This is a genomic window from Nonomuraea sp. NPDC023979 (assembly GCF_040639085.1).
GTDB classification, from domain to species: Bacteria; Actinomycetota; Actinomycetes; order Streptosporangiales; family Streptosporangiaceae; genus Nonomuraea; species Nonomuraea ceibae.
This window is the reverse complement of sequence record NZ_JBEZZG010000026.1, coordinates 17210-43181: the sequence shown is the minus strand read 5'-3', so window position 1 is coordinate 43181 and position 25972 is coordinate 17210. Positions and strand designations below refer to the sequence as shown.

Below are 25972 nucleotides of genomic sequence, written 5' to 3'. Positions count from 1 at the left end.
GGGGAGCGGTCAGAAGCCGGTCAGCTCCGGGTGGTCCCTGACGGGCCGCAGGACGCCGGGCAGCACGGTGCGCAGCTCGTCGACCGTGGCGGGCGGCAGGTCGAGCCGGACCTCGTAGCCGGCCTCCGTGCCCAGGTCGTCGGCGGCCTCGGGGGTCAGCTCCAGCCGGAGGACGGCGCCGTCCAGCGTGATGGCGCGGACCCCGTCGCCGGTCGTGCCTTGGTCGGCGCGGCTCACGAACCACTCGGCGCCGCGCCGCAGCACCAGCAGATGCCCGGCCTTCCGGTCGCCCCCGTGCTCGCCCAGGTAGAGCAGGTGCTCGCCCACCCTCTGCCGGTGCTCCAACACGCGCGCGGTCAGGGCGGACGGCGGCCGGTAGGCCAGCTCCCCGCCGATCGGCAGCAGGGGCCCGGGCTCCTGCCCGCCTCGGTGGCTGTGGAGCCGGTCGTAGCGCTCGCCGTAGGTGACGGGCAGCCCGAGCGGCGCGGCCGTCGGCAGCGCGTCCAGCAGCCACCCGGGCGGCTCCGCGCGGGGGAACGCGGTCAGCTCCACCAGCGCGGCGGCGGGCGGCACGTCGGCGAACGGCGGCCCGGCGGCGGGCGGCACGTCGGCGAACGGCGGCCCGGCGGCGTCGACGCGGCCGTGGTAGGCCCGGCTGCCGGGCGTGTACTCCAGCTCGCAGGTGAACCAGGTGCCGTCGCCCGCCCGGTAGGACAGCTCGCGCAGCCGCCGGAACGGCTCGTCCAGGCCCTCGGCGGCCAGCTCCCGCCCGTCGCACGTGAGCCGGGTCCGCGCGTGCGCGCCGACCTGGGCGTGGTGGACGGCCAGCCGCGACCAGCCGGGCGCGGCGGCGGCGCGGGCCAGCTCGCCGATCGTCAGGCACAGGTCGTGCCCCTCGTCGTAGCGGGTGTGCCGCCGGCCCCGGATCCGCTTCGTTCTCATGGTCATCCTTCCTGGGCGGTGAGCCGGTCGTGCAGGGCGCGGATCGCGCGGAGCAGGTCGCCGGCGCCCTTGCGGGCCGCCAGGTCGCGTACCTCGGGGATCTCGCCGCGAGCGCCGGACCAGCCGGCGGCGGCTCCGGCGAGCGCCACGAACGCGGCCAGGCCGTGGCGCGGGCGCTCGCCCGGCCTGGGCAGCAGCAGGGGCAGCGCGGCGGCGGCGATCCGCCACACGTGCGCGTGGGCGCCCTGCGAGGCGGCGGCGTCGAGCGCGGCGGTGAGGTCGGTCAGCCGGATCGTGCCCTGGGCCGCCATGAGCCCGGCCTGGCGGCCGATCCCGGCGGCGGGCAGCTCGTCCCGCGCGGCCGCCTCCAGCAGCACGCCGACGGACTCGGGCAGCTCCGGGTCGCCCAGGACGCGGGCGAGCACCGCCGCGCACGCCTCCCCGGCGGGCCCCTCGGCCCGGGCGAGCTGCCGGGCCTGCTCCGCCCCGACGTGGAGCGGCCCCCAGCCCCGGGTGAGCAGGTGCGGCATGAGGTGGGCGGCGGCGACCTCGCGGTGCGAGGGCAGCGTCGAGGGCCACCAGGCGCAGTGCTCGGCCTGCGAATGCGGCCAGGGGAGGCTGAGCATCGCGTCGACCAGCGGGAGCCCCGTGGCGGTCGCGTCGATCGAGACCACCGGGCGCAGGGTGTGGCCGTGGCGCCGGTGGCAGTCGTGGTCGCCGTTCGCGCTGCCGCACTCCCACGCCAGCCCGACCTCGGCCTCCGGGCAGGTCCACGCGGCCACCATCCGGCCGGCGGCCGACGTCAGGCGGGACGCCCGCTCCGCCGCGTCCGGGTCGGGGGTGCGGGGCAGGCGCAGCAGCGCCTGCTGCAGGTCGGCGGCCGGCGGCCGGGCCCCGGCCGCCTCCAGCACCTCCATGCGGCGGACCAGCTCGGCCGCCGCCACGTGCCCGGTGGTGTGCGTCGGCGTGGCCAGCAGCAGCGGCGGCAGCGTGTCGTCCTCGACGGCCCGCAGCACCTCGGCGCCGCGGTGGAGCAGCAGCAGGTGCGGCACGGCGACCCGCCGCGGCAGAAAGGCCTGCCAGACGCCCCGCGCCGGGGCGGTGCCCGAGAGGGAGCGGGCGGCGCCGAGCAGCCACTGGCCGGGCCGCGTCCACTCGCCCGAGCGGTAGTCGTCCACGGACGAGGAGAAGAGGCGGGGATACATCTCCGCCGCCACGCCCGCGCGGTCGTGGTAGGCGAGCGTGACGAACCCGGCGAGCAGCCGCTCCCACGCCTGCCAGGACCGCGGCGCGCCCGCCATGAGCAGCCGCCCGAGCTCCTCCACCGTCTCGATCGGAGGCTCGGCCTCCTGGGAGCGCGCGGGCGCGGACGGCAGCGGCGGCGGCGTGAACACGGGCTCGGCCTGCGCCACCTCCCCGCCGCCCACGGTCTCGGCCACCTGCCGTCCGAGGCCGGCGGGCAGCAGCCCGACCGCCTCGCGGACGGCGGCGCGCCCCTCCTCGTCCATGCCGCCCGCGCAGGCCAGGACGAGCTCGACGGCCTTCTCCCGCAGCTCGGCGGAGTCGGCGGCGAACGCGCGGGCCAGCGGCGCGGCGGCCACGGCGGCCAGCGACGGCTCGTGACGGACCGAGCGTTCGAGCCACGACAGCCCGCCGCGCACCAGCTTGCGCTCCGCCCTGAACAGCAGCGACTCCCACGCCTCGCCCAGGTCGTCGGCGGACAGGCCGGTGACCCGGCGCAGCCGCTTCATCGCCAGCTCGGCGACCGGGCCGGGCGCGGACGCCAGCAGGCACCGGTAGTCGCGGGCGTGCGGGGCCGTCTCGGCGGGAGCCGGGTCGAGCGCCTCGTGCAGGCGGACGAAGAACCGCAGGTCGACGGCCGAGCCGCCGAGCAGGAACCGGCGCACGCAGCCCTCGATCAGCGCCTCGCGCTTGATCCGCCCGGCCTCGGCCAGCGCCGTCAGCGCGCCCAGCCAGCCCGCGCCGGGCGTGCTGTCCCACTGGAGCGCCCGGCCCACGCCCGTGGCCTCGAACAGGCGCGGCAGCAGGTGGTCGAGCAGCGGGTCGTCCGCCAGGCCGTCGGCCCCGCGCGTCACCCAGGCGGCGACCAGCGGATCGTGGTGCGGCGGCTCGATGCCGGTCTCGCCCAGCACGGCGAGGGCGAGCGCGGCGCCGGCCTCGTCGCCGGCGCGCACGCGCAGCGCCAGGCGCTCGGCCAGGTCGGCCCGCCAGGCGGCCGGCCGGTCGGCGAGCACCGCCAGGACCAGGCGCGTGCCGGGCTCCGCGCGGCCCCACCGGGGCGTGAAGTCGCGCCGGAGCAGCCAGGCCGCCACGGCTGCCGCGCCGCCGATCGTGGCCGCGCCCGCCACGCGCAGCGCCGCCGCGTAGCCGATCAGGCCGTCGTCCCAGCGGTCGAAGCGGCCGCGCAGCTCCTTCAGCAGCCCCGGCAGCCGCGCCGCCACGTCCTGGCGCGCCGCGCCGTCGAGCGCCGCGACCTTCTCGGCGACCCGGTCGGGCCGCCGCGCCTCGATCAGCTTCCTGATCTCGCCCCAGTGATCCATGTCGCGGACGGTAACGGGCCCCGCCGACAGTTTCCGCGCGGCCCGGTGAGCCGGATCCTCACCAGGCCAGGTCGCCCGTGGAGCCGTCGCCCCGCCACACGACGGAGGCGTGCAGCCCGAGGCCGGCGTCCCCTGCGGTGGTGCGCGGCAGTGCGCCGAGGTCGACGCGGATCAGCGCCCCCACGGTGCCGCACGCCTGCGCGGGGGAGGGCGGTGCTGGGGAGGGCGGCGCGGAGGAGGGCACACGGGAACGCCGGAAGATCGGCACGATCACGGAGCACAGCGTTGAAAACGCCCCCGGCTCCTGCTGGAACCGGGGGCGCTGCTCGCGGGGATCAGCCCATGTGCGGGTAGCGGTGATCCGTCGGCGGCACGAACGTCTCCTTGATCGTGCGGGAGTTCACCCACCGGATCAGGTTGAAGATCGAGCCCGCCTTGTCGTTGGTGCCGGAGGCGCGGGCGCCGCCGAACGGCTGCTGCCCGACCACGGCGCCGGTCGGCTTGTCGTTGACGTAGAAGTTGCCGGCCGCGAAGCGCAGCCGCTCCGACGCCGAGGCGATCGCGTAGCGGTCCTGGGCGATGATCGACCCGGTCAGCGCGTACGGGGCGATGCCCTCCATCTGGTCCAGGACGGCATCGAAGTCGGCGTCGTCGTAGACGTGCACGCCCAGGATCGGGCCGAAGTACTCCTTGACGAAGATCTCGTCGGCCGGGTCCGCGCACTCCAGGATGGTCGGCTTCACGAAGTATCCGGCGGAGTCGTCGTACGAGCCCGTCAGCACGTCGATGTTCGACGCGGCACGCGCCCGGTCGATGGCCTCCTTGTGCTTGGCGAAGGCCCGCTCGTCGATGACGGCGCCCATGAACGTCGACAGGTCGGCGGTCACGTCGCCCACGGTCAGCGACTCGGCCACGCCCACGAGGTCGTCGCGCATCCGGCTCCACACCGAGCGCGGCACGTACGCCCGCGAGGCCGCCGAGCACTTCTGCCCCTGGTACTCGAACGCGCCCCGGACCAGGGCCGTGGCGAGCACGCCCGGGTCGGCCGACGGGTGGGCCAGGACGAAGTCCTTGCCGCCGGTCTCGCCGACGAGGCGCGGGTAGCTCCGGTAGCCGGCGATGTTGGCGCCCACCGTGCCCCACAGGTGCTGGAAGGTCGCCGTCGAGCCGGTGAAGTGGATGCCCGCGAGCTCCGGATGCGTCAGCGCCACCTCGGAGATCGCCTGGCCGTTGCCCGTCACCAGGTTGATGACGCCGGGAGGCAGCCCGGCCGCCTCCAGCAGGCGCATGGTGAAGTGCGCCGCGAACTGCTGCGTCGGCGACGGCTTCCACACCACGACGTTGCCCATGAGCGCGGCCGACGTCGGCAGGTTGCCGGCGATGGCGGTGAAGTTGAACGGCGTGATCGCCAGCACGAAGCCCTCGAGCGGCCGGTACTCCATCCGGTTCCACACGCCCGGCGAGGAGATCGGCTGGTCGGAGTAGAGCTGGCGGGCGTAGGAGACGTTGAAGCGCAGGAAGTCGATCAGCTCACAGGCGGCGTCGATCTCCGCCTGCTGCACCGACTTCGACTGGCCGAGCATCGTCGCCGCGTTGAGCGTCGCCCGCCACGGCCCCGCCAGCAGGTCGGCGGCCTTGAGGAAGATCGCCGCCCGCTCGTCGAAGGAGAGCGCCCGCCAGGCGGGGGCCGCCCGCAGCGCGCTCCCGATCGCGTCCTGCACGTCCTGGGCCGTAGCGTCGTTGGTACGCCCCAGGACGGCGGTCTTGTTGTGCGGCTGCACCACGTCGATGGGCGCGCCGCCGCCGAGCCGCTGCTCGCCGTCGATCGTCATCGTCAGGTCGATCGAGGCGCCGGCCAGCTCCTTGATCCGGTTCTCCAGGGCGGCGCGCTCGGCGCTGCCCGGCGCGTAGCCGTAGACCCGCTCGTTGGCGGGAACGGGCACGTTGCTGATGGCATCCATGTTCACTTACCCCCAAGGGCACGAAGGAAGAAGGCGACATTGGCGGGGCGCTCGGCCAGCCGGCGCATGAAGTAGCCGTACCAGTCGTCGCCGTAGGGGACGTAGACGCGCATCGTGTGACCGGCCCCGGCCAGGGCCTCCTGCCGGTCGGTGCGGATCCCGTACAGCATCTGATACTCGTAGTCGCCCCTGGAGCGCCCGAACCGGTCGGCGAGCAGCTCGGTGATGGAGATCAGGCGGTCGTCGTGGGTGGCCACCATGGGGTACCCCTTCCCCGCCATGAGGATGCGCAGGCATCGCACGTACGCCTTGTCCACGGCGGACTTGCCCTGGTGGGCGACGGAGGCGGGCTCCCGGTAGGCGCCCTTGACCAGCCGGACGCGCGAGCCCTCGCCGGACAGCGCGCGGCAGTCGTCCTCGCTGCGGAACAGGTACGCCTGGATGGCCACGCCGGTCGACGGGTAGTCCTCGCGCAGCGCGCGCAGGATGCCGAGCGTGGAGTCGACCGTGGTGTGGTCCTCCATGTCGAGCGTGACGGTGGCGCCGATGGCGTCGGCGGCGGCGCAGATCTCGCGGGCGTGCTCCAGCGCCATCGCGTCGTCGAGCTCCTGGCCGACGGCCGACAGCTTGACCGACACCTCGCCGCGGCGGCCCAGCTCCAGCGGGCGCAGCTGCTCCAGCAGCGTGATGTACGCCTTCGCGGTGGCGGCGGCGGCGCCGGCGTCGCGGGTCTCCTCGCCGAGATGGTCGACGGTCACCGCGAGCCCGGTGTCGCGCAGTCGTTCGATCGCGTCGCGGGCCTCCTGGACCGTCTCGCCGGCGACGAAGCGGTCGACCACCTTGCGCGTGAGCGGGAAGCCTGACACGGAGCGGCGCACGAGCGCGCTCCGGGATGTGGCGAGCAGCAGTTGACCCAACATGCTTCCAGCCTAAAACCGCAGCTCAAACGGGGCCATGAACGGGCGTAACGGCGGGTGTGGCAGGCTGTCATACAAATGCACAACACCACGGATCTGCAGGAGATCGTCGACGAGGTCGCGGGCCTGCTCGGCGCGTCGGCCACGCTGGAGGACCGCTCGTTCCGGCTGCTCGCCTACGGCGCGCAGCACGGCGACATCGACACCGTCCGCCAGGAGTCGATCCTGCGCCGCCGCGCCACCGGCGAGGTGCGCGACTACTTCGAACGCTACGGCATCGCCCGCGCGCACGGCCGGGTCCGCATCCCGGCCGACGCCGACCTGGGTGTGCTGGCCCGCGTGTGCTGGCCGCTGCGCCACGGCGAGGTCGTCTACGGCTACCTGTGGCTGCTCGACTCCGGCAGCCTCACCGACGCCGCCCTGGACCGGGTCGCGCCGCTGGTCGCCCGCGCCGCCGCCGCGCTCGCCCAGGAGGCCAGGAGCCGCCGCGACCTCGGCTACGGGCTGCGCGCGCTGCTGTCGGACGACCCGGAGGAGCGCGCCGGCGCCTCCATCGAGATGCCGGGACCGGTGACCGCGATCGCGGTGCGCGAGTCGCCGGAGCGCGTGGCCGCCCTGTGGACGCTGCCGCGCGGCGTGCTCGCCCGCGCCGGCTCGCCGGTGGCGCTGCTCGCCCCGGCGCACCTGGCCGCCGAGGTCGCGCAGACCGTCCTCGGCGCGTACGGGACGGCGGCGGGCGTCGGCGGCACCCGCGCCGATCCGGCCGACGCCTGGCAGAGCTGGCGCGAGGCCCGCCACGCGCTGCGCGTCGCCGAGCACTTCCCGCGCTTCGCGCCCGTCGCCCGCTGGGAGGACCTGGGCGCGCACCGGCTGCTGGCCAGGCTCGGCCAGGGCGACCTGCGCGAGCTCGCCGGCGAGGTCGCCGTGCTGGACCCCGAGCTGGCCCAGACCGTCGAGACGTACCTGGACCTGGGCGGCCACGCCCAGCAGGCCGCCGCCGCGCTCGGCATCCACCGCCAGACGCTCTACTACCGGCTGGGCAAGGCCGAACGGCTGACGCACCGCGACCTGACCGACGGCGACGACCGGCTCACCGTCCACCTGGGGCTGAAGGCCGCCCGGCTGCGCGCGTAGGGCGGGCCGGCGGGCTCAGGCCAGGTGGCGCAGGGCGCTCTCGTCGCCGGGGCCGCCCCGGCCGGCCAGGCCCTTGGCGACCTGGCCGCGCAGCGCCGCGTCCTTGTGGCCGTCGTACTTGAACTTGCCGCGGATCTCCTCCACCGCCAGCCGCAGCCCCTGGAGGCCGGACAGCAGCCGGGGCATCTCCGCCGGGTCGCCGTGACCCGGCTCCAGGTCGCCGAGCTGGGCGCGCAGGATCTCCAGCTTGCCCGCCTCGTCGGCGACGATCTCGGCCCGGCAGGTCACCTGGACCGAGGAGTAGTAGGTGGTCGGCACGCCCAGCGACGGGTCCGTGCCGGGCTCGGCCCGCCAGGCTCCCGGGATGTACGACCACGGCCCGGCGACCGACAGCAGCACCTTCGGGTTCTCCTCGACGGCCGCCCAGATCGGGTTCGGCCTGGCCAGGTGCAGCCAGATCGTGCGCTCGTCCACGAGCAGGAACTGGGTGGGCACGACGACGGGCACCTCACGCCCCCTGCCCGAGGCGATGAGGTGCCCGAACGCGTTCTCCCGGAGATAGGCGAGCGACTGCTCGCCGGAACCGGCATCCCAAGGGTGGATCAGCATGGGATGACGATATAGGGGGGTGTCTAGGCGCAGGCCGCCTCGTACACCCGCAGCAGCTCCTGGCTGACCCGCTCCCACGAGTAGCGGGAGCGCGCCCGGTCCGCGCCGGCGTAGCCGAGCGCGGTGCGCAGCGTCGGGTCGGTCAGCAGCTCCCTGGCCAGCCGCGCGGTCCTGGCGGGCCGGTCCGGCGGCACCAGCAGCCCGGTGACGCCGTCGATCACGGAGTCCAGGTGCGCGCCCACGGCCGAGGCGATCACCGGCACGCCGCAGGCCATCGCCTCCAGCGCGACGATGCCGCTCGTCGTCTCGCGCGGCACCGACACGACGGCGTCCGCGCCGCGCATCAGCTTGGGCACCGCCGCCCGCTTCACCTGGCCCAGCAGCGTCACCCGGTCGGCCACGCCGAGCTGCTCGGCCAGGGCGCGCAGCCGCCGCGCGTCCCTGTCGTCGCCGAGGTCCTCGGGGGCGGGGCCGCCGGCCACCACGAGCTCCACGTCCGCCAGCCCCGGCAGCGCCCGCACGATCGTGTGCGCGCCCCGGTCGGGGGAGAGCGGGCCGACGTGCAGCAGCCGCTTGCGGGTGCCGCGCGAGACGGCCATGCCCTGGCGGTGGAAGCGCTCGGTGTCGACGCCGTAGGGGACGATCGCGATGCTGGTGCGGGGGACGCCGATGCGGATCAGCGCCGACTCCTCGTCGCCCGAGCCCGCGATGACCGCGTTGGCCCGGCGGCCCAGCGCCCGCTCCAGCTTCACGTGCGCGGGGTCGACGGTGTGGAAGGTGTGCGTGACGGGCACGTCCAAGCCCTTGGCGCCGGAGACGGCGGCCAGGCCGCAGGTCCACGAGTGCGCGTGGATCACGTCCGGCCGCTCCTGCTGCCAGCGGCGCATCAGGTAGCCGCCCACGTCGTTCAGGTAGGGGGCGACGTCATCGGGGGTCAGGCTGCGGGCCGGGCCCACGTCGATGTACTCCACCGTGACGCCCGGGGCCACCCGCGTCCTGGGCTTGCCGTCGGCGCTCTCGCGGCGGGAGTAAATGGTGACGTGGTGGTCGCGGCCGAGTTCGCGCGCCACGGAGAGGATGTGGTGGCGCTTGCTGCCCGAGCCGGAAGCGACGATCGCGATATTCATGGCACACCTCAGCGTGAAAAAAGCCTTCAAGGTGTGCCTGCGTCTTAGGCACGATCTAACTACGGACGACCATACCCACTTTCCCGCGAATCGCAAACCATGCCTCATGAGTCAGGTGATCACACGCCGCGGAGCGCTAGGATCACGATCTCGTCCCACACCTGCCCGCCGGAGAAGGCGTTGCGGTCGGCCTCGATCGCCTTGACCACCGTCGAAGGGGCCTGACCTGCGGATCTGCCGAGCACGTCGGCCAGCCGCTCCTCGCCGTAGGGCTCGCCCACCTCGTTCCTGGAGGAGATGAGGCCCTCCGAATACAGCACCAGCGTCTCCCCGGCCGCCAGTGTGATCTCCTCGGTGCTGGTCTCCGCCTCCGGCGCGATGCCCAGCGGCACCCCGCCGCCCGCCGCGAAGCGCACGTGCCCGTCGGGCTGCACCAGCGCCGCCGGATGGTGCCCGGCCGACGACATGCGGATCCGCCGCCCCTTGACGAGCCCGGCCACGGCCATGACGAACATGCCGGTGCCCTGCTCCACCAGCGCCTCGTTCACCTTGCGCACCACCGCGTCCGGGTCGGACTCCCAGGTGCCGAGCACCCGCAGCCCGCCGCGTACCATCGCGCTGACCGAGGCGGCCTCCTCGCCCTTGCCGGCCGCGCCGCCCATCGCGAAGCCCCAGCCGCCCGCCATCGGGAACACGTCGTAGAACTCGGCGCCGACCGACGAGCCCGGATGGTAGATCGCCGCCGCCTCGTAGCCGGGCACGTCCGGCAGGCTGCGCGGGGCCACGCTCGCCGACAGCGCGTCGGCGGCCCGCGACCGGCTCTGGAAGCTCGTCTGCGCCCGCAGCGCCAGCCCGAGCTGCACCCCGACCTCCTCCATCACGCTCAGGTCGGCCAGCGTGAACGGCGGCCGGTCATGCCCCCGCACCAGCGTCAGCGCCCCGTCACCGGCCCCGATCGGCACGCACAGCAGCGAGCCCGCGCCCATCGCCGTCAGCAGCGGCCCCTCCGGGCAGAAGCCGAGCAGCGTCTCGTCGTCGACCATCTCGTGCACCACGCCCGAGCCGCGCTCCAGCACCTGCGCCACCACCTGCGCGCCCGCCGGGTCGCTCGCCTCCACCTGGCGGACCAGGCCGCCGAGCGGCACGTTCTTCGGCGCCACCACCGCAGAGCGGCGCGGCAGCCCGTCACGCAGCTGGTCGGCCACCACCCAGTCGGCCCACCCGGCGGCCAGCAGCCGCGTCGCCCGGGGCAGCGCCACCGGCTGGCGCATCGCCTCCTCGTCCAGCAGCAGCGTCGCCATCCTGGCCAGCAGGTCCTGCCGCCGGGCCGCCGCCAGCAGCAGCGCGCCGTCGTCGTCCTGCGGCCCGCCGGTCCCCGGCTCCGGCAGCTGCGTCTCCGTCGGCAGCGCCACCACGGCCACCATCTGCTGCGGCTCGCCCGGCATCGTCAGCCTGGTCAGCGCGAGCTGCACCGTGTGCGTGCGGCCCTGGTGGGCCAGCCGCGTCTCGAACGCCGCCGGCTGCCCGGTCCGCAGCACCGCCGTCAGGTGCGAGCGGAACGCCGCCCGCCGCGACACGTCCACCAGCAGCGGGAACGAGCGTCCCACCAGGTAGCCGTCGGGGCTGCCCAGCACCCGGGAGGTCTCCGGGTTGATCCGCCGGACCACGCCGCCGCCGTCGAGCACGACGACCGGCACCGGGAACGCCCGGAACACCTGGCGCAGCAGCTTCAGCTCCCGCTGGGAGCCGTCCTTCTTGCCCGCCGCCCGCTTCGGCGACCTGCGCAACTGCTCGCGGGCCTCGGCCAGCAGCTCGGCGGCGGTGTCGAGCTCCGCCAGCGCGGCGTCGAGCGTCGGCGCGAGGTCGGCGGGGTAGGCCGCACGCGCCTCCCGCAACGACGAGACACGCCCGGCCAGTGCGTCGAGGGCGTGTTCGAGGTCCGGCATGGTCATCCTCCGACGCTACGCCACACGGGATAATGGCAGCCATAAGGGGTAGGGGCAGAATAGCTATGGAATCGACCGTGATGATCACTCCCGGGCTCGCCCGCAACCTGGCGGCACTGGGCAGGCTCGGCGAGGACACCTCGACCGAAAGCGTGCTGCGCGGCCTGACGACCGCGCTGGCCGACGGCGTGCCCGGCTGCTCGGGCGGCTCGGCCGAGCACTGGCACGAGCACCGCGTCCTGGTGTCGGGTTCGCACAGCGAGCTCATCATGCTCGTCGAGGGGGAGCGCGCGCTCGGCGAGGGCCCGTCGACCGAGGCCAGGAAGACCGGCGCCCGCATCGCCGTCGGCGACGTGCTCACCGACACCCGCTGGCCGCGTTACGCGGCGCTCGCCACCCGCAGCGGCGTCCGTTCGGTGCTCGCCGTCCCCATCCGCATCCCGCCGGCCCTGCTGGTCGTGGGCCTGTACTCGGTACGGCGCGGCGCGTTCTCCCCGCAGGGCTCGCACGCCCTGGCCGACATGCTGACCGAGCAGGTCGGCGTGGCCCTGGCCAACATGTGGGACTTCGAGGAGGTGCGCACCGACGCCGCGCAGCTCCAGGAGGCCCTGGCCGGCCGGGCGCTCATCGATCAGGCCAAGGGCATCATCATGCAGACCAGCGGCTGCACCGCCGAGGCGGCCTTCGAGGAGCTGCGCCGGATCTCCCAGCACCACCAGGTCAAGGTGGCCGACCTGGCCCGGCTCCTGGTCGAGGAACACCAGCGCAAGAACCGCCGCTAGCCGATCGCCGCCAGCGCTTCGTCGAGCGTGTCGTAGATGGGCAGGCGCTGGGCCAGCCCGGTGATCCACATCACCTTGGACTTGGAGTATTCGACCCCGATGAGGGCGAACTTCGCGCCCGCGCCGAGGCTCGTCTGCCAGTGGTGGACGATCAGCCCGAGCGCCCGCGAGTCCATGAACGTCACCCCGCCGAGGTCCAGGATGAGGTCCGGGCCGGCGAGCGCCAGGTAGTCGGCGAACTGCTCGCGGGTGGTGGCGTCGAGGACACCGTCGACCTTGATGACCGCGATGTCGTCCACGGTCGACGATGTCAGGCTGAGGGCCGCGACGGACCCGCTGCCGTTTTCGGGCATTGTCACGGGGCAACTTTACTGTCACTCAAGTGGAGAGGAATACTTCCACCGGAGTGGGGGATACTGGAGTCCGAAGTCCAGCAGAGGGCTTCCGTCTCGAACGAGCGAGGCGTGCCTCTGCATGGGCTTTTTCCCGTTGCGGAGGGCGCCTGCAACCCATATGAGGAGCAGCCATGGCTGTGCAGGACCTCGTCCTCGAAGACATGACCGCGGAAGAACTCCTGGCCGAGATGGTCCGCGAAGACACCCCCGACGGTCTGCGGGAACGGCTGCGCGAGCGCATCGTGGAGATGCACCGGCCGCTCGCCATGGAAATCGCCCGGCGCTACCGTTATCGGGGCGAACCGCTGGAGGACCTGCTCCAGGCCGCGTACGTTGGCCTCATGAAGGCGGTCAACGGTTTCGACCCGACCCTCGGCCACGCCTTCAGGGGCTACGCGGTGGTGACCATGACCGGTGAGGTCAAGCGCCACTTCCGCGACCGCACCTGGGCCATCCGGGTGCCGCGCCTCTACCAGGAGCGCCGTTCCGAGCTGAACCGGCTCGTCGCCGACCTCAGCCAGGACCTCGGCCGCTCGCCGACCGTGGCCGAGCTGGCGGCGAAGATGAACATCTCGGAGGAGGACGTGCTGCTCACGCTCGACGCCTCCGCCGCCTACAGCACGCTGTCTCTGGACGCGCCGCTGGGCACCGACGACGACGCCGCCTCGCTCGGGGACGTCATCCCCGAGGACGACGACACGCTGAGCACGATGGTCGACCGGGAGGCCGTCAAACCGCTCATCGACGCGCTCCCCTCGCGGGAGAAGCACATCCTCCTGCTGCGGTTCTTCGGCAACATGACGCAGGCCGAGATCGCGGCGGAGTTCGGCATATCGCAGATGCACGTGTCCAGGATTCTGCGTAAGGTACTCGACCAGCTCCGCGCAGAGCTGCTGGTCGGTTGAGAAGGCGGTCACCGGGTGATGACGGAGGACACAGATCCTCGGGCGGGCTCCACGGGCCCGCCACCCGGTGCGCCCGTGCGCAAGCTGCCGTTCCGGCTCGCGGACCTGCCGCGGGTCCGGGAGTTCGCCGAGTCCGAGGCCCGTGGCTTCGGCATGCCCGACGAGGCCGTCAACGACGTGGTCATCGCCGTGAACGAGGTCGCCACCAACGCGGTGACCCACGGCGACGACCACGCGCACGTGCGTGCCTGGCCCGACAGCGGCGACCTGGTCGTCGAGGTGCACGACGACGGCTCGTGGAAGCCCGGCCCGATGCCCGGCGCGGTGGGCGGCATGGGGCTGTGGGTGGCCCGGCTGCTGTCCAGCGATCTCACGCTGCGGATCGGGAGCGGGGGAAGCACGGTCATCATGCGCTTCCCGGGTAAGAACTGACGCGTCCGGCGCGCCCGGCGTGCTCGCCTTCGAGCACGCCGGGCGCGGTGTGCGCGCAGGTCACCGGCGGGTGCGTCCGCCGCGCCAGCCGCCGTAGCTCTTGATGCTCGCGGTGCCGATGCCGGCCTGGTGCAGCGCCAGCAGCGTCAGGCCGAGCAGCATGAACGTGGTGCCGGAGATGCCCGCGGCGATGCGGGCGTTCAGCAGGTCGAGCAGGAATCCGAGGCCGAAGACGATGGCCGCGACGATGGCGAGCATGTCACCTCACCTCGATCCGGAGCCGGTCAGGGCGAGCAGCTGCTCCAGCATGCCGCGGTACTCGCGCAGCGCCAGCCGGAGCTGTTCGGTGTCGCCGTCGCCGGCGCCCTTCCAGCGCTCGCGCAGCTCGCCGGTGCGGGCGTTGAGCGTGCTCGTCAGCGTCTCGACGACCTCGCCGACCAGCCCGTCGGCCCGCTGGACCGCCTCTCCGGGGTCGTCGACGAACGCCGTCTGCAGGTCGCGCCAGCGCGCCTGCACCTCGGCCGGGTCCTGGTCGAACAGGGCCCGCTCCTGCGGGGCCGCGTGCGCGGGCGGCTCGCCGGCCACCGCGGTCGCGGGCACCGGCTCGGGCGTCCGGCGGGCGGGCTCCGTCTCGGGGACGGGCCCGGCCACGTGGACGTCCTCCGGCCGGTGCGCCGGATCCGGGTCGGCGATCACGTCCTCGCCGGTCCTGGCGTACGGGTCGCGGTACGGCTCGTCGGCGAGCACGTCCGCCCCCTGGTCGGCGCGGCCATCGGCGTCCCGGTCGAGCGGGTCGTGGCCGAGAGGGTCACGGTCGTGCGGGTCACGGTCGTGCGTGTCGCGGTCGGGTGTCTCGTGGTCCGTGGGGGAGCGGTCGTCGCCGGGCCGGTCGGCCCGCTGCGACGGCACCTTCAGCTCATCGCGGTTCATCTGTCGTCACCGTCCTCGGGATGTCTCGTGAAGCAGCTCCTCGAAGAGCGAGCGGTAGTGCACCATCGCCTGCCGCAGCTCCTCGGTGGACGCCTCCTTGCGGGCCGCCCGCCCGCTGATCTCGTGCGCCTTGCGGTAGTGGTCGAGCGTCGCCGCGTGCCCGACCGACAGGTCGGACAGCCGCTGCTCGAAGTTCTCCGTCGGGTAGCCGCGCTCGGCCATGACGGCGGTGACGAGCTGGTCAGCCTCCGTCACGGCGAAGCCGGGGGCGTCGACGAAGCGCTCCTGGACCTCCGTCCAGCGCGTGGCGTAGGTCTCGCGGGACTCCTCCGGCAGCGGCCGGATGTCGAGCTCGGCGTGCCGCTGCTCACGGGCGAGCAGCTCCTGCTCGACGTCCCGTTTGTTGTCGTGCTCGGCCATCATGCGCTCGTATTCGGGGCCGAAGCGCTCGCGGAGCCGGCCCCGGCGCTGCTGCTGCAGCGCGACATAGGCCACCGCGGCGAGCGCCACGACCGCGAGCACGACGACGGCCACCCAGATCCAGGTGGACATGATGTTCGCCTCCGGTCTTTTGTCGGGGACCGGCGACTGCCCTCGAACGGGCTCGCGAAACCCGTATGTCAGCGCTCTTCGAGGCCCTCCAGGGCCGCTGCCAGCACCGATGCGACGTGTGAGCCCTCAGGGGCGGCCGGGGTCTCCGCGAACCCGGTGGCCGGGTCGTAGGTCACGTCCAGCCCGGCGTCGACGAGCCTGTGCGCCCAGCGCAGCGCCGTGTTGAGCCGTTCGGCGGCCGGCGGCCTGCCCTGCGCGGCGGCCGACAGGTTGCGCAGGTTGGTGGCGGGGCCCGACTGGGCGTGTGCGCGGGCCAGCTTCCACGGCAGCGCGGCGCTGTGGTCGAGCATCGGCTTGGCCAGCCCTGCGGCCCGTTTGGCCTGGAGCACCCCGGACTCGCTCACTCCGAAGCGGGCGGCCAGCTCCTGCACGCTCAGCCCTTCGGCGACGAGCCTGGCCAGCTCCGCCCGGTCGATCGTCGGCCTGCGCCCCACCCGGCACCTCCCCGGACATGGAATCACCCGATCATCGCCAGGCGATGATCGGGTGAGAAAAGCGTCGGGACGACAGGATTTGAACCTGCGACCCCCTGACCCCCAGTCAGGTGCGCTACCAAGCTGCGCTACGTCCCGCCAGGCCGCTGAGCTGAACCTTTTGTGCCGGTCCTGCGTGGCCTTGCGGGGAAAACACTACCACGGGCGGCGCACCTCTCAGCGCCACCTTTACCGGGCCCGCCCGGGGGCGAACCGCACGGATTCCCCCGTACGCGCCCCGATCCGGTGACGGCCCCGCCGCCCTCGGGTGCCTCGCCGCGGGCGGCCGGAGGCCGGGCTCTAGGCTTGCCCCATGGGCATGGTCGGGACGGTTGGGCTGGTGCTGCACCCCAGGCGCGACTCCAAGCAGGCGATCGACACCATCCTGCGCTGGGCGGGCGCGCGTGACGCCACCGTGCTCGGGCTGCCCGACGAGGTGGGGCGGATCGACTGCAGCGCGGTCGCGGTCGACGCGGCGACGCTGGCCGGGCGGTCCGACCTGCTGGTGAGCCTCGGCGGCGACGGCACGATGCTGCGCACCATGCGGCTCATCGCCGGGCGGGACACCCCGGTGCTGGGGGTGAACCTGGGGCGGCTGGGCTTCCTGGCCGAGATCGACGTGGCCGAGCTGGCCGCGACGCTGTCGGCCATCGACGGCCACCACTACTCGGTCGAGCCGCGCATGGCGATCCGCACCCGGCTGGCGGGGGAGCCGGAGCTGACCGCGTTCAACGACATCGCGCTGGCCCGCATCCCGGGGGAGGGGCTGGCGGCGGTCACGGTCAAGCCGTCGGGTCACCCGTTCGTCAGCTACACCGCCGACGCGGTGATCGTGGCGACCTCCACCGGCTCGACCGCCTACAGCTTCTCGGCCGGCGGGCCGGTGGTCTCGCCCCGGGTGGAGGCCGTGCTGGTGGTGCCGGCGGCGGCGCACTCGGCGTTCAACCGGGCGCTCGTGCTGCCCGCCGACGAGGAGGTCACGCTGGAGGTGCTGCCCTCCAGCGGGCGGCTGGCCGTCGAGCTCGACGGCGCGGTGGTCGGCCACCTGTGCCCGGGTGACACCGTCACGGTGTCGGCGGTGCCCGGCGCGGCCAAGGTGGTGCGGCTCGGCACCACCTTCTACGAGCGCGCCCGGCGCAAGCTGCGCGTCGGCGGGAGCGCGGAGGCGCTCTGATCCGCCGCCCGGCGGTGCCGTGCCCGTGAGGGCGGCGGCGCGTGGCCGGGCGCGGGCGGGTGGTGGTGCGGGTCGCCGGGCGGCTCGTCGTGCTCGTGCGGGTCGCGGCGGCTGGAGACCAGCGCGGCCAGCGCCGTGGTGATCGGCACGGCGGCGATCAGGCCGAGCGTGCCGACCACGCTGCGGGCGATCTCCTGCGTGATGACGGGCGTCGTCAGCACCTCGCCGAGCGGCTGCTCGCCGACGCTGAACAGCAGCAGCAACGGCAGCGACGCGCCCGCGTACGCCAGGATGATCGTGTTGATGACGGAGGCGATGTGCGCCCGCCCCACCCGGCTGCCCGCCCGGTAGAGGCGGCGGAAGCCGTAGGAGGGGTTGGCGGCGGCCAGCTCCGCGACGGTGACGGCCTGCGTGACGGTCACGTCGTCGAGCACGCCGAGCGCGCCGATGATGATGCTGGCCAGCAGCAGCCCCTGCGTGTCGATCGACAGGCTCATGCCCAGCGTGAACGCGCTGTCGTCGGTGACGCCGTTGAGCCTGGCGAACCCGATCACCAGGTAGGACAGCACGCCGGTCAGGGTGAGGCTGGCCAGCGTGCCGAGCACCGCCATCGAGGTGGCGGCGGTGAAGCCGTGGGTCAGGTAGAGGACCGTCAGCATGATGGCCGCCGCGCCCGCGATGGCCACCAGCATGGGCGGCTTGCCCTCCAGGATGCCCGGGATCACGAACGTCAGCAGCAGCACGAACGTGATGCCCAGCCCGGCCAGCGCCGTCAGCCCGCGCCATCGGCCGAAGGCGATGACCGCCAGCGTGAACGCCACGCCCAGCAGCCACAGCGGGCTCGTCCTGTCGTGGTCGGACAGCTGGTAGGCGGGCGTGCCCGGCTCCGCCTCGGCGTGGTGCAGGAGCACGACCGCGTCGCCCGCCGCGAACCGCTGCGAGCCCGGCGCGCTCGGCAGCGCCATCGTCACGGTCTTGCCGTCGTCGAGCATCACGCTCGCCTTGCCGCAGGTCGCCGGGTCGGGCCGGGGTGCCTCGGGCGCGTCCTCCGGGCACGGTTCCAGCACGACGGCGGTGACCGTGCCGGTGAGCCGCTCGAAGCCCGCGTGCTGCTGGGCCGCCTCCTGCCGCCCCTCGGGCCACAGCCACACCAGCGCCACGAGCGTGGCCAGAGCCAGCGGCACCAGCACCGCCAGGGTCGCCACGACGGCCCGCCGCGACGTGCGCACCCGTGTGCCGTGCGCGTGGTCAGCGCCCATCCCCCAAGGCCTCCTCAGGACTCCGAAGTGCGACAGTACTGCACCCGCGCGGATGGGGTAGCCCGTGTGCATGGGCACGTTGGTGGGCACCTCCGGATGGCAGTATCGCGACTGGCGCGGCGTGCTCTACCCCGAGGGCGTCCCGCAGCGGCTGTGGCTGGAGACGTACGCTGCCGAGTTCGCCACCGTCGAGAGCAACAACGCCTTCTACCGGCTGCCGCCGCCGCGCACGTTCGCCGCTTGGCGCGAGCGGACCCCGGACGGCTTCGTGATGGCGGTCAAGGCCAGCCGGTTCCTCACCCACATCCGGCGGCTGGCCGAGCCGGAGGAGCCGGTCGCCCGGCTGATGGCGGCCGTCGCCGGGCTCGGCGGCAAGCTCGGGCCGATCCTGCTGCAGCTCCCGCCCACGCTGCGGGCCGACCTCGGCCGCCTGGACCGGTGCCTGCGCTGCTTCCCGGCCGGGACGCGGGTGGCGGTGGAGTTCCGGCACCCGTCCTGGTGGACGGACGGGACGCGCGCCGTCCTGGAGGCGCGCGGGGCGGCGCTGTGCTGGGCCGACCGGCTCGGCCGCCCGCGCAACCCGTTCTGGGACACCGCCGGCTGGGGCTACGTGCGGCTGCACGAGGGGCGGGCCGGTTTCGCGTACGGCGACACGTCCCTGAAGACGTGGGCCAGGCGGGTCCGCGAGTCCGGCTGGCGGGACGCGTACGTCTACTTCAACAACGATCCGGGCGGCGCGGCGGTGCGGAACGCCGCGCGGTTTGCCAGACTCCTTTGAATGCGCACCCGTCTGTACAGGAACGGCCGTCTGGTGAAGGAGGGCTTCCCCATCGCGGAGGTCTCCGACCACGTGGCCGACCGGGGCAACGTCGTCTGGTTCGACCTCTGCGCGCCGACGGAGGAGGAGGTCGCGGCGATCGGCGAGGAGCTCGGGCTGCACGAGCTGGCCGTCGAGGACGTGCTCCACGAGTACCAGCGCCCCAAGCTGGACATCTACGACAACCACCTGTTCATCACCGTGCACGCGGTGCACTTCGACGGCGGGCGGTTCGCGCCGGTCGAGATCGACGTGTTCATCACCCCGAACGCGCTGGTGACCGTCCGGCAGAGCGCCGCCTTCGACATCGGCGAGGTCGTCAGGCGCTGGGACAAGGCCGCCCACCTGGCCTCCCACGGCGTGGCGTTCCTGCTGCACGGGCTGCTCGACACCGTCGTCGACGGGCACTTCGCGCTCGTGCAGGAGCTCGACCAGCAGGCCGAGGACCTGGAGGACGAGCTGTTCGAGGAGCGGCTCGCCGACGGCCGCGAGCTCCAGCGCAGGATGTACGAGCTGCGCAAGACCACCGTCAGGTTCCGCAAGATCGCGGTGCCGATGCGGGAGATCGTCTCCACGCTGCTCCGCCGCGACCAGGAGCTGATCGCCGGCACCGGCATGGCCCCCTACTACGAGGACGTCTACGACCACGTGCTGCGCACCGCCGAATGGGTGGAGTCGCTGCGCGACCTGGTGGCCAACATGCGCGAGACGCGGCTGGCCCAGCAGGGCTTCCGGCTGAACGAGATCATGAAGCGGCTGACCGGCTGGGCCGCCATCATCGCCGTCCCCACCATGATCACCGGCTTCTACGGCCAGAACGTGCCCTACCCCGGCGAGGGCCAGCCGTGGGGCTTCTGGATGTCGCTGTTGCTGGTGGCGCTGGCCTCGGTGGCGCTGTACGCGGCGTTCAAGAAGAGGGACTGGTTGTAGGGCGGCGGGCACGGGCCGCCCCGCCCGGCCCTGGCGGCCCCCACCGCGACGCGCACCGCCCGCGCGCCCCGCTCCGGGTGCAGCGGCAGGCAGCGGCCCCCGGCCAGCAGCGTCCGCCGGCCGATCGGGGTGGCCAGCAGCGGCAGCTCCTCGTACGTGACGGGCTCGGCCAGGACCAGCAGCCACCCGCCGCCGGGCAGGCGGCGGCGCTCGCCCTCCAGCGCGTAGTAGTCGAGCACGCCGCCGCCGGTCGAGACAACCGCCCGCATGGTGAACCGGCGGCCCTCGGCCGTGAACACCTCGGCCGACGGCGCCCGGTAGACGCTGTGCACGTAGCCGAGCGCGAACACGCCGGAGGCGGGCAGCGGCAGCCCGTTGACCGCCGGGCGGCCGGCCCCGTCGCCGGAGCCGGCCGCCAGCACGAGCGCGGCGAGCGCGAGGGCCGCCCTGCTCAGCCCTTCTCCTTGTAGTAGCGGGCCGCGCCCGGGTGCAGCGCGACCGGCTCCACCTGCTGGGCCAGCGCTCGGTCGAGCTTCTCGGCCTCCGGGTGCACCTTGACCAGCTCGGCCTTCTTCTCGAACAGGGTCCGGGTGATGTCGTAGGCGAGCTGTTCGGGCATCGCGTCGGGCACCAGCAGCACGTTGGCGATGCCGACCGTCCTGACCGTGCCCTGGAGCTTGTAGACGCTCATGTCGATGTCGAGCCCCACGTACTGCTTGCCGTACTTGGCCTGCATCCCGGCCAGCACGTCGCTGGTGTCGAGCATCTTCATGTCGGGCTTGGTGGTGGCCAGGTCGACCACCCCGGCCGTGGGCAGGCCGCCGACCCACACGAACGCGTCGATGGTGCCGTCCTTGATCGCCTGCACCGACTCGTTGATCGACAGCTGCTGCTTGGTGATGTCGCTGTCGGGGTTCAGCCCGGCGGCCTCCAGCATGCGGCGGGCCACGACCTGGGTGCCGGAGTTGGGCGGGCCGAGCGAGACCGTCTTGCCCTTGAGGTCGGCGACCTTCTCCGCCGCGACGCCGGGCGCCACCACCACGTGCGAGTAGTTGTCGTAGATCCGGGCCAGCGCCTTGACCGGCTGCTTCCCGGTGAACGAGCCGGTGCCCGCGACCGCGTCGGCCGCCGTGTCGGACTGGGAGAAGCCGATGTCGGCCTTGCCGGTGGCCAGCAGCTTGATGTTCTCGATCGAGGCCGAGGTGACGGACGCGGTGGCCTGGGTGTTGGCGATGTTGTTCGACAGCTGCGCGGCCAGGCCGCCGCCGTAGACGTAGTAGACGCCCGTGGTGCCGCCGGTGGCGACGGACAGCCGGTTCCCCGAACCGCCGCAGCCCGCGATCAGGGCGAGCGCGGCGAGCACCGCAAAGATCCGCTTCACGCTGGGGTTCTCCTTCTCCTGATGAGGTGTACGGCAGCCGCGACCGCCAGGACGGCCAGGCCGGCCGCGATCGGGACGGGTTCGAGGAACAGCAGCAGCACGGCGGCGCAGGCGGCCAGCAGCCGCTCGGGCACGCCGCTCAGCCCGCCGGTGGCCATCGCCAGCGCCGCCACCGCGACCGCCGAGACCGCCGTCATCGCCAGCACCGTGCCGATCGGCCCCTGGCCGAGCAGGGCCTGCCCGTTGGGCGTCAGCACGAACGCGAACGGAACCAGGAACGCCGGCAGCGTGTAGCGCCAGGTCAGCAGCATCGTCCGGTACGTGTTGCCGCCCGTGATCGCCGACGCCGCCACCGCCGACAGCGCCGTCGGCGGGCTCACCTCCGACAGGACCGCGTAGTAGAAGACGAACATGTACGCCTCGGGCTCGGTCACGCCCAGCGTCATGAGCGCCGGGCTGATGATGACCGCGGCGATGATGAAGCTCGCGGTCACCGGCACCGCCAGGCCGAGCAGCATGACCGCCCCGGCCGCCAGCAGCGTGGTGAGCACCAGGCTGCCCGCGGCGAAGTCCACGATGATCTTGCTCAGGTTGAGTCCGAGCCCGGTCTGCGTGATGACGCCCACGATGATGCCCGCCGCCGCGCACACCGCCGTGACCGGCAGCACCTCCAGCGTGCCCTTGGCCAGCGCGTGCCAGACCCGCTGCGGGCCCATCCGGTGCGCCGGGTCCAGGAACGACAGCCCGAACGCCACCACGGTGGCGATCACCACCGACAGGAAGGCCGAGTAGTCCAGCGCCATCAGCACCACGATGATCAGCAGCGAGCTGAAGTGGTAGCCGAAGCGCAGCAGCAGCCTGCCGACGGGCGGCGCGTCCACCGGCACCGCGCGGGTCCCGAACCGGCGCGAGTCGATCTCGATGGCCAGGAAGATCCCCAGGTAGTACAGGATCGTCGGGACCGTCGCGTAGATCAGCACCTCCAGGTAGCCGACGTTGAGGCGCTCGGCGATGATGAACGCCGCCGCGCCCAGCGTCGGCGGCGACAGGATCGCGCCGATGCCGCTCGCCGCCAGGATCCCGGCCGCGGGCTCCCTCGGGTAGCCGGCCCGGCGCAGCACCGGCCAGGCGACGCTGCCGAGGCTCACGGTCGTGGCCACGCCCGAGCCCGACACGGTGCCGAGCAGGAAGCCCGCCGTGGTGACCGTCCGGCCGGGGGCGGCGCGCGACCTGCGGAAGGCGGCGAAGCTCAGGTCGATGAAGAACTTGCTGGCCCCGGAGAAGTCGAGGACGGCGCCGTAGACGGTGAAAAGGATGATGTAGCTGGCGGCGACCTGCAAAGGGACGCCGAAAAAGCCTTCGGTGCCCGTATAGAGCTGCGAGACGATCTGGGCCAGGTCGAATCCGCGGTGACCGATGGTCCAGTCAATGGGCAAATACACCCCGAAATAGGCATAAGCCAGGAAAAATGCGCATATGGCGGCCAGGGCCCAGCCGACGGTGCGCCGTACCGCCTCCAGCAGCAGCCCGGTCAGCGCCAGCCCCGCCACCACGTCCAGCCCGGTCAGCGCCGCCCCGGAGCCCCGGTCCCGGAAGGCGTCGATGTCGGCCAGCGGATAGACCAGCACCGCCACCGAGAGCACCGCCAGCACCCAGTCGCCGACGGTCGGCCACTCCGGGCCCGCCTTCGAGCTCGCCTCCGATCCCGCGCCCCCGCCGGACGCCGGCTCGTCCGGTGCGGCCGCCGTCGCCGCGGGGAGCGTCTCCGTGGGCGTGACCGTCTCCACGGTGGCCGCCGCGCCCGAGCCCGCGGGCAGCTCGACGGTGGGGGCGACGGCGGGGGCGGCGGTGGGGACCTCCACGGTGGCGTCGTCGGGCGCGGCGAACTCCGGGAGCGTCGGCGCGGCCGCCCCGTCCGGGGCCGGCGGCGGCCGGCGGCGGCGCAGGCGGTGGAGCGCGGGTCCCAGCCCGGAGCGGTAGGCCAGGAACACCAGCGGCAGCGCCACCGCCAGGAACGTCATCCGATGCTGCAACGCCTCGACCGGCCAGAAGACCACCGCGATCGAGTAGGCCGACAGCAGGGCGCCGACGATCCACACGGCGAGCCGCAGGATTCCGCCGAGCCGCCGGGCGGGCCGTTCTTGTTCGTGCGCCGAAACCAGGTCGGCCTCTCGGTCGCTCAGCTCGGTCACAACGATTCCTCCCGACACGGCACTGGGGGCAATTTACGAGGGGTTTACAGGCCGTGGGAAGACTCCGTTACCTTTATGGGATTATTGTCCGCCTGAAAACCGTGGCCTGGCCCGAGCGGCCAATTCGGCGAGCGGCACCGCGCCCGCCTGGCTGCCGTCCCGCAGCCGCACCGACGCCGCCCCGCTCGCCGCCTCACGCGGGCCCACCACGAGCTGGTACGGCACCAGCCGGTGGGCCCGGATGCGGGCGCCGAGGCTGCCCTTGGCCGCGGGGGCCAGCTCGGCCCGCAGCCCTTCGGCGACGGCCCGCCGTACCAGGTCCTCGGCGGCGGGCTGCTCGGCGTCCGACAGCGGCAGGACGACGGCCTGCACGGGCGCGAGCCAGGCGGGGAACGCGCCGGCGTGCACCTCGACGAGGTGGGCGAGCAGCCGTTCCAGGCCGCCGACGACACTGCGGTGCACCATGACGGGACGCCCGCCGCCGGCGTAGGACAGCTCGAAGCGCTCCGGCTGGAAGTAGTCGACCTGCACGGTGGACAGGGTGGACTCGCGGCCGGCCGGGTCGGCGATCTGGATGTCGATCTTCGGCCCGTAGAAGGCGCCCTCGCCGCGTTCCTCGTCGTACGGGCGCCCGCGCCGCTGGAGCACCTCGCGCAGCACGGCCTCCGAGCGCGCCCACAGCTCCGGGTCGTCGACGAACTTGGCGCCGTCGCCGCGCAGCGACAGCCGGTAGCGGGCGGCCCGGATGCCGAGCTGGGCGTGCGCGGCCTCGATCAGGTCGAGCGCCGCCGACACCTCGCCGGCCGCCTGCTCGGGGCGGCAGAACACGTGCCCGTCGTTGAGCTGGATGGCGCGCACCCGGGTGAGGCCGCCGAGCACGCCCGACAGCTCCGAGCGGTACATGCCGCCGAGCTCGGCGAGGCGCAGCGGCAGGTCGCGGTGGCTGCGCTGGCGGGAGCGGTAGACGAGCGCGTGGTGCGGGCACAGGCTGGGCCGCAGCACGTACTCCTCGCCGCCGACGCGCATCGGCGGGAACATGTCCTCGGCGTAGTGCGCCCAGTGCCCGGACCGCTCGTACAGCTCGCGTTTGCCGAGCACGGGCGAGTGGACGTGCTGGTAGCCGTTGCGGCGTTCGAGCTCGTGCACGTAGTCCTCGACGGCCTTGCGCACGGCGGCCCCGGCGGGCAGCAGGAACGGCAGCCCGGAGCCGATCAGCGGGTCGGTGTCGAAGATGCCCAGCTCACGGCCGAGCCTGCGGTGGTCGTTCATGATCGTCCTTTGCGGTGAAAGGGCGAACGACCGATCCGATCCCGGGCATTCGCCCGGGAGACAGAAGTCAGCGCGCCGGGACTGGGTCCGGCGTCGTCGTGACGGAAGCGCGCTGCATACGGGCACCCTAACACCGGTGGCCTCGCCAAGGCCCTGCCAAAAACGGCAAATGATATAAAGAACCGTGGCCGAGATCACCCTGCCCGTGCGCCAGTTGCGGGCGTTCGCCGAGGTCGGCTACCAGGTCGCCGGGGGGAGCGGAGCGCACGGCGCGATGGCGGCGCTGCGCGAGGTCGTGCCGCTGGACGCCTACGAGTTCGTCGCCTTCGACCCCGCCACCGGCCGCCACCACAGCGTCGTCTCCGACGGCCACCGGCGCATCGACGGCGACGCGGCCGAGGAGTACGCGGCGCTGGAGGCGTACCGCAGGGCGATGGCCACCCGGGCGCCGGTCGCGATGCCCGAGCCGGGCACCGAGCGCTACTTCCGCCGCCACCTGGCCCCGTACGGCTGGCGGGCCGGGCTGACGGCGCCACTGTTCCTGGCCGGGGGCCGCTACACCGGGCTGCTGCACCTGGCCACCCGCGACGCCTTCCCCGAGCTGACCGCCGCGCTGGTCGGCGCGGTGAGCCCCATGCTGGCGCACGTCACCGACCTGACCCGGTGCGTGATCGACCCGGTGGGGCTGCCGGGCGGGTTCCGGGCGGTGGCGTTCGACCGGCGCGGCGTCCGGCGCGGCGTGCCCGGCCTGGAGACCTCGCCGGAGCTGTGGGACGACCCGGCGATCGCCGCCTACGCGCGGGCGTTCATCGACTCGCGCGAGCTCAACCGGCACGGCCTCTGGCTCGACGGGCAGGGCCGCTGGCACGAGATGCGGCTGCTGCGGGCCGGGGTCGGCTTCCAGGGCGGGCTGCAGGGCGCCGTGGTGGCCGAACGGCCCTGCGCGCTGCCGTACGAGCTGACCGGGCGCGAGGTGGACGTGCTCACCCGGGTCGCGGCCGGTGACTCCAACCCGCAGATCGCCGCCGCGCTGGTGCTCAGCGTCCGCACGGTCACCACGCACCTGGAGCACATCTTCGCCAAGCTGGGCTGCGACAGCCGCACCCGGCTCAGCACCAAGGCGCTGGCCGAGGGCCTGTGCCGGCTGGACGTCTGAACACCGCTCGTTGTTTTCGGGGAAGTCTGCTGATCAGGACGGCGACCGCCGCCGTCCGGGCACGAGAC

General features: G+C 73.6%; 26 protein-coding genes and 1 tRNA gene. 8 read left to right on the top strand and 19 right to left on the bottom strand.

Features of this window, described 5'->3' with window-relative positions:
- Nucleotides 1-9 precede the first annotated feature (9 nt).
- The 5 genes from AB0G11_RS34415 to AB0G11_RS34395 all read right to left on the bottom strand — a co-directional run bounded on the left by AB0G11_RS34415 (nt 10) and on the right by AB0G11_RS34395 (nt 6384).
- Nucleotides 10-942 (bottom strand): hypothetical protein, encoded by a 933-nt coding sequence (locus AB0G11_RS34415; RefSeq protein ID WP_357590892.1) that lies wholly within the window; start codon nt 940-942, stop codon nt 10-12.
- A gap of 2 nt (nt 943-944) precedes the next feature.
- Nucleotides 945-3503: a DUF6493 family protein gene (locus AB0G11_RS34410; protein ID WP_357590890.1), complete on the bottom strand. Its 2559-nt coding sequence runs from the start codon at nt 3501-3503 to the stop codon at nt 945-947.
- Between the two features lie 58 nt (nt 3504-3561).
- Nucleotides 3562-3777 carry a hypothetical protein gene (locus AB0G11_RS34405; protein ID WP_219513286.1) on the bottom strand — a complete coding sequence of 72 codons (216 nt, stop codon included), beginning with the start codon at nt 3775-3777 and terminating at the stop codon, nt 3562-3564.
- Between the two features lie 61 nt (nt 3778-3838).
- Nucleotides 3839-5464, bottom strand: a complete 1626-nt coding sequence (gene pruA, locus AB0G11_RS34400) for an L-glutamate gamma-semialdehyde dehydrogenase (protein WP_219513284.1) — start codon at nt 5462-5464, stop codon at nt 3839-3841.
- 2 nt (nt 5465-5466) lie between these two features.
- A complete protein-coding gene (locus tag AB0G11_RS34395) occupies nt 5467-6384 on the bottom strand; it encodes a proline dehydrogenase family protein (protein ID WP_219513279.1) in 918 nt (305 codons plus the stop codon).
- Nucleotides 6385-6459: 75 nt separating this feature from the next.
- Between AB0G11_RS34395 and AB0G11_RS34390 the strand changes: the two genes are divergently transcribed.
- Nucleotides 6460-7515: a helix-turn-helix domain-containing protein gene (locus AB0G11_RS34390; protein WP_357590889.1), complete on the top strand. Its 1056-nt coding sequence runs from the start codon at nt 6460-6462 to the stop codon at nt 7513-7515.
- 15 nt (nt 7516-7530) lie between these two features.
- Here the strand turns inward: AB0G11_RS34390 and AB0G11_RS34385 are convergent, their stop codons facing one another.
- From AB0G11_RS34385 to AB0G11_RS34375, 3 genes are all read right to left on the bottom strand, one after another.
- Complete coding sequence (locus AB0G11_RS34385; RefSeq protein WP_357590887.1) at nt 7531-8124, bottom strand: FMN-binding negative transcriptional regulator; 594 nt, start codon at nt 8122-8124, stop codon at nt 7531-7533.
- A 23-nt stretch (nt 8125-8147) separates the two neighbouring features.
- The gene (locus AB0G11_RS34380; RefSeq protein ID WP_219513274.1) at nt 8148-9251 is read right to left on the bottom strand and encodes a glycosyltransferase; all 1104 of its coding nucleotides are present in this window, start codon (nt 9249-9251) and stop codon (nt 8148-8150) included.
- Between the two features lie 119 nt (nt 9252-9370).
- Nucleotides 9371-11203 (bottom strand): GAF domain-containing SpoIIE family protein phosphatase, encoded by a 1833-nt coding sequence (locus AB0G11_RS34375; protein WP_246646436.1) that lies wholly within the window; start codon nt 11201-11203, stop codon nt 9371-9373.
- Between the two features lie 59 nt (nt 11204-11262).
- Between AB0G11_RS34375 and AB0G11_RS34370 the strand changes: the two genes are divergently transcribed.
- Nucleotides 11263-11979 (top strand): GAF and ANTAR domain-containing protein, encoded by a 717-nt coding sequence (locus AB0G11_RS34370; protein ID WP_219513273.1) that lies wholly within the window; start codon nt 11263-11265, stop codon nt 11977-11979.
- Here AB0G11_RS34370 and AB0G11_RS34365 read toward each other — a convergent pair.
- Nucleotides 11976-12332, bottom strand: a complete 357-nt coding sequence (locus AB0G11_RS34365; RefSeq protein WP_219519923.1) for an STAS domain-containing protein — start codon at nt 12330-12332, stop codon at nt 11976-11978. The two genes, AB0G11_RS34370 and AB0G11_RS34365, sit on opposite strands and share 4 nt — an antisense overlap.
- A 173-nt stretch (nt 12333-12505) precedes the next feature.
- On the opposite strand from AB0G11_RS34365, the gene AB0G11_RS34360 reads away from it, so the two are divergent.
- Together AB0G11_RS34360 and AB0G11_RS34355 are read left to right on the top strand one after the other, a co-directional pair.
- Nucleotides 12506-13279 (top strand): SigB/SigF/SigG family RNA polymerase sigma factor, encoded by a 774-nt coding sequence (locus tag AB0G11_RS34360; protein WP_219519899.1) that lies wholly within the window; start codon nt 12506-12508, stop codon nt 13277-13279.
- Nucleotides 13280-13354: 75 nt separating this feature from the next.
- Nucleotides 13355-13711 carry an ATP-binding protein gene (locus AB0G11_RS34355; RefSeq protein ID WP_308126270.1) on the top strand — a complete coding sequence of 119 codons (357 nt, stop codon included), beginning with the start codon at nt 13355-13357 and terminating at the stop codon, nt 13709-13711.
- A 60-nt stretch (nt 13712-13771) separates the two neighbouring features.
- Here AB0G11_RS34355 and AB0G11_RS34350 read toward each other — a convergent pair whose 3' ends face one another.
- The 5 genes from AB0G11_RS34350 to AB0G11_RS34330 form a co-directional block, all read right to left on the bottom strand.
- A complete protein-coding gene (locus AB0G11_RS34350) occupies nt 13772-13969 on the bottom strand; it encodes a hypothetical protein (RefSeq protein ID WP_219519906.1) in 198 nt (65 codons plus the stop codon).
- 6 nt (nt 13970-13975) lie between these two features.
- Nucleotides 13976-14641, bottom strand: a complete 666-nt coding sequence (locus tag AB0G11_RS34345; RefSeq protein ID WP_357590885.1) for a hypothetical protein — start codon at nt 14639-14641, stop codon at nt 13976-13978.
- A gap of 6 nt (nt 14642-14647) precedes the next feature.
- Complete coding sequence (locus AB0G11_RS34340; RefSeq protein ID WP_219519912.1) at nt 14648-15193, bottom strand: hypothetical protein; 546 nt, start codon at nt 15191-15193, stop codon at nt 14648-14650.
- A gap of 68 nt (nt 15194-15261) precedes the next feature.
- Nucleotides 15262-15687 (bottom strand): helix-turn-helix domain-containing protein, encoded by a 426-nt coding sequence (locus AB0G11_RS34335; RefSeq protein ID WP_219519915.1) that lies wholly within the window; start codon nt 15685-15687, stop codon nt 15262-15264.
- 64 nt (nt 15688-15751) lie between these two features.
- Nucleotides 15752-15825, bottom strand: a tRNA-Pro gene (locus AB0G11_RS34330).
- Between the two features lie 214 nt (nt 15826-16039).
- On the opposite strand from AB0G11_RS34330, the gene AB0G11_RS34325 reads away from it, so the two are divergent.
- The gene (locus tag AB0G11_RS34325; protein ID WP_357590883.1) at nt 16040-16900 is read left to right on the top strand and encodes an NAD(+)/NADH kinase; all 861 of its coding nucleotides are present in this window, start codon (nt 16040-16042) and stop codon (nt 16898-16900) included.
- Here the strand turns inward: AB0G11_RS34325 and AB0G11_RS34320 are convergent.
- Nucleotides 16846-18159 carry a YibE/F family protein gene (locus tag AB0G11_RS34320; RefSeq protein WP_219517799.1) on the bottom strand — a complete coding sequence of 438 codons (1314 nt, stop codon included), beginning with the start codon at nt 18157-18159 and terminating at the stop codon, nt 16846-16848. The two genes, AB0G11_RS34325 and AB0G11_RS34320, sit on opposite strands and share 55 nt — an antisense overlap.
- A gap of 70 nt (nt 18160-18229) precedes the next feature.
- On the opposite strand from AB0G11_RS34320, the gene AB0G11_RS34315 reads away from it, so the two are divergent.
- Both AB0G11_RS34315 and AB0G11_RS34310 read left to right on the top strand, forming a co-directional pair.
- On the top strand, nt 18230-18937 hold the full coding sequence (locus AB0G11_RS34315; protein ID WP_219517800.1) for a DUF72 domain-containing protein: 708 nt from the start codon (nt 18230-18232) through the stop codon (nt 18935-18937).
- Entirely contained in the window at nt 18938-19906 is a 969-nt protein-coding gene (locus AB0G11_RS34310; RefSeq protein ID WP_219517802.1) for a magnesium transporter CorA family protein, read from the top strand. It abuts the gene before it with no gap.
- Here AB0G11_RS34310 and AB0G11_RS34305 read toward each other — a convergent pair.
- From AB0G11_RS34305 to thrS, 4 genes are all read right to left on the bottom strand, one after another.
- A complete protein-coding gene (locus tag AB0G11_RS34305) occupies nt 19801-20328 on the bottom strand; it encodes a DUF1850 domain-containing protein (RefSeq protein ID WP_219517803.1) in 528 nt (175 codons plus the stop codon). The two genes, AB0G11_RS34310 and AB0G11_RS34305, sit on opposite strands and share 106 nt — an antisense overlap.
- A 29-nt stretch (nt 20329-20357) precedes the next feature.
- A complete protein-coding gene (locus AB0G11_RS34300; protein ID WP_357590881.1) occupies nt 20358-21287 on the bottom strand; it encodes a TAXI family TRAP transporter solute-binding subunit in 930 nt (309 codons plus the stop codon).
- Nucleotides 21284-23479 carry a TRAP transporter fused permease subunit gene (locus AB0G11_RS34295; protein ID WP_357590879.1) on the bottom strand — a complete coding sequence of 732 codons (2196 nt, stop codon included), beginning with the start codon at nt 23477-23479 and terminating at the stop codon, nt 21284-21286. The genes AB0G11_RS34300 and AB0G11_RS34295 overlap by 4 nt, the downstream gene beginning before the upstream one ends.
- Nucleotides 23480-23560: 81 nt before the next feature.
- Nucleotides 23561-24748, bottom strand: a complete 1188-nt coding sequence (gene thrS, locus AB0G11_RS34290; RefSeq protein ID WP_357590877.1) for a threonine--tRNA ligase — start codon at nt 24746-24748, stop codon at nt 23561-23563.
- A 184-nt stretch (nt 24749-24932) separates the two neighbouring features.
- Between thrS and AB0G11_RS34285 the strand changes: the two genes are divergently transcribed.
- Nucleotides 24933-25904 (top strand): helix-turn-helix transcriptional regulator, encoded by a 972-nt coding sequence (locus AB0G11_RS34285; protein ID WP_219517807.1) that lies wholly within the window; start codon nt 24933-24935, stop codon nt 25902-25904.
- The last annotated feature ends 68 nt before the right edge of the window (nt 25905-25972 follow it).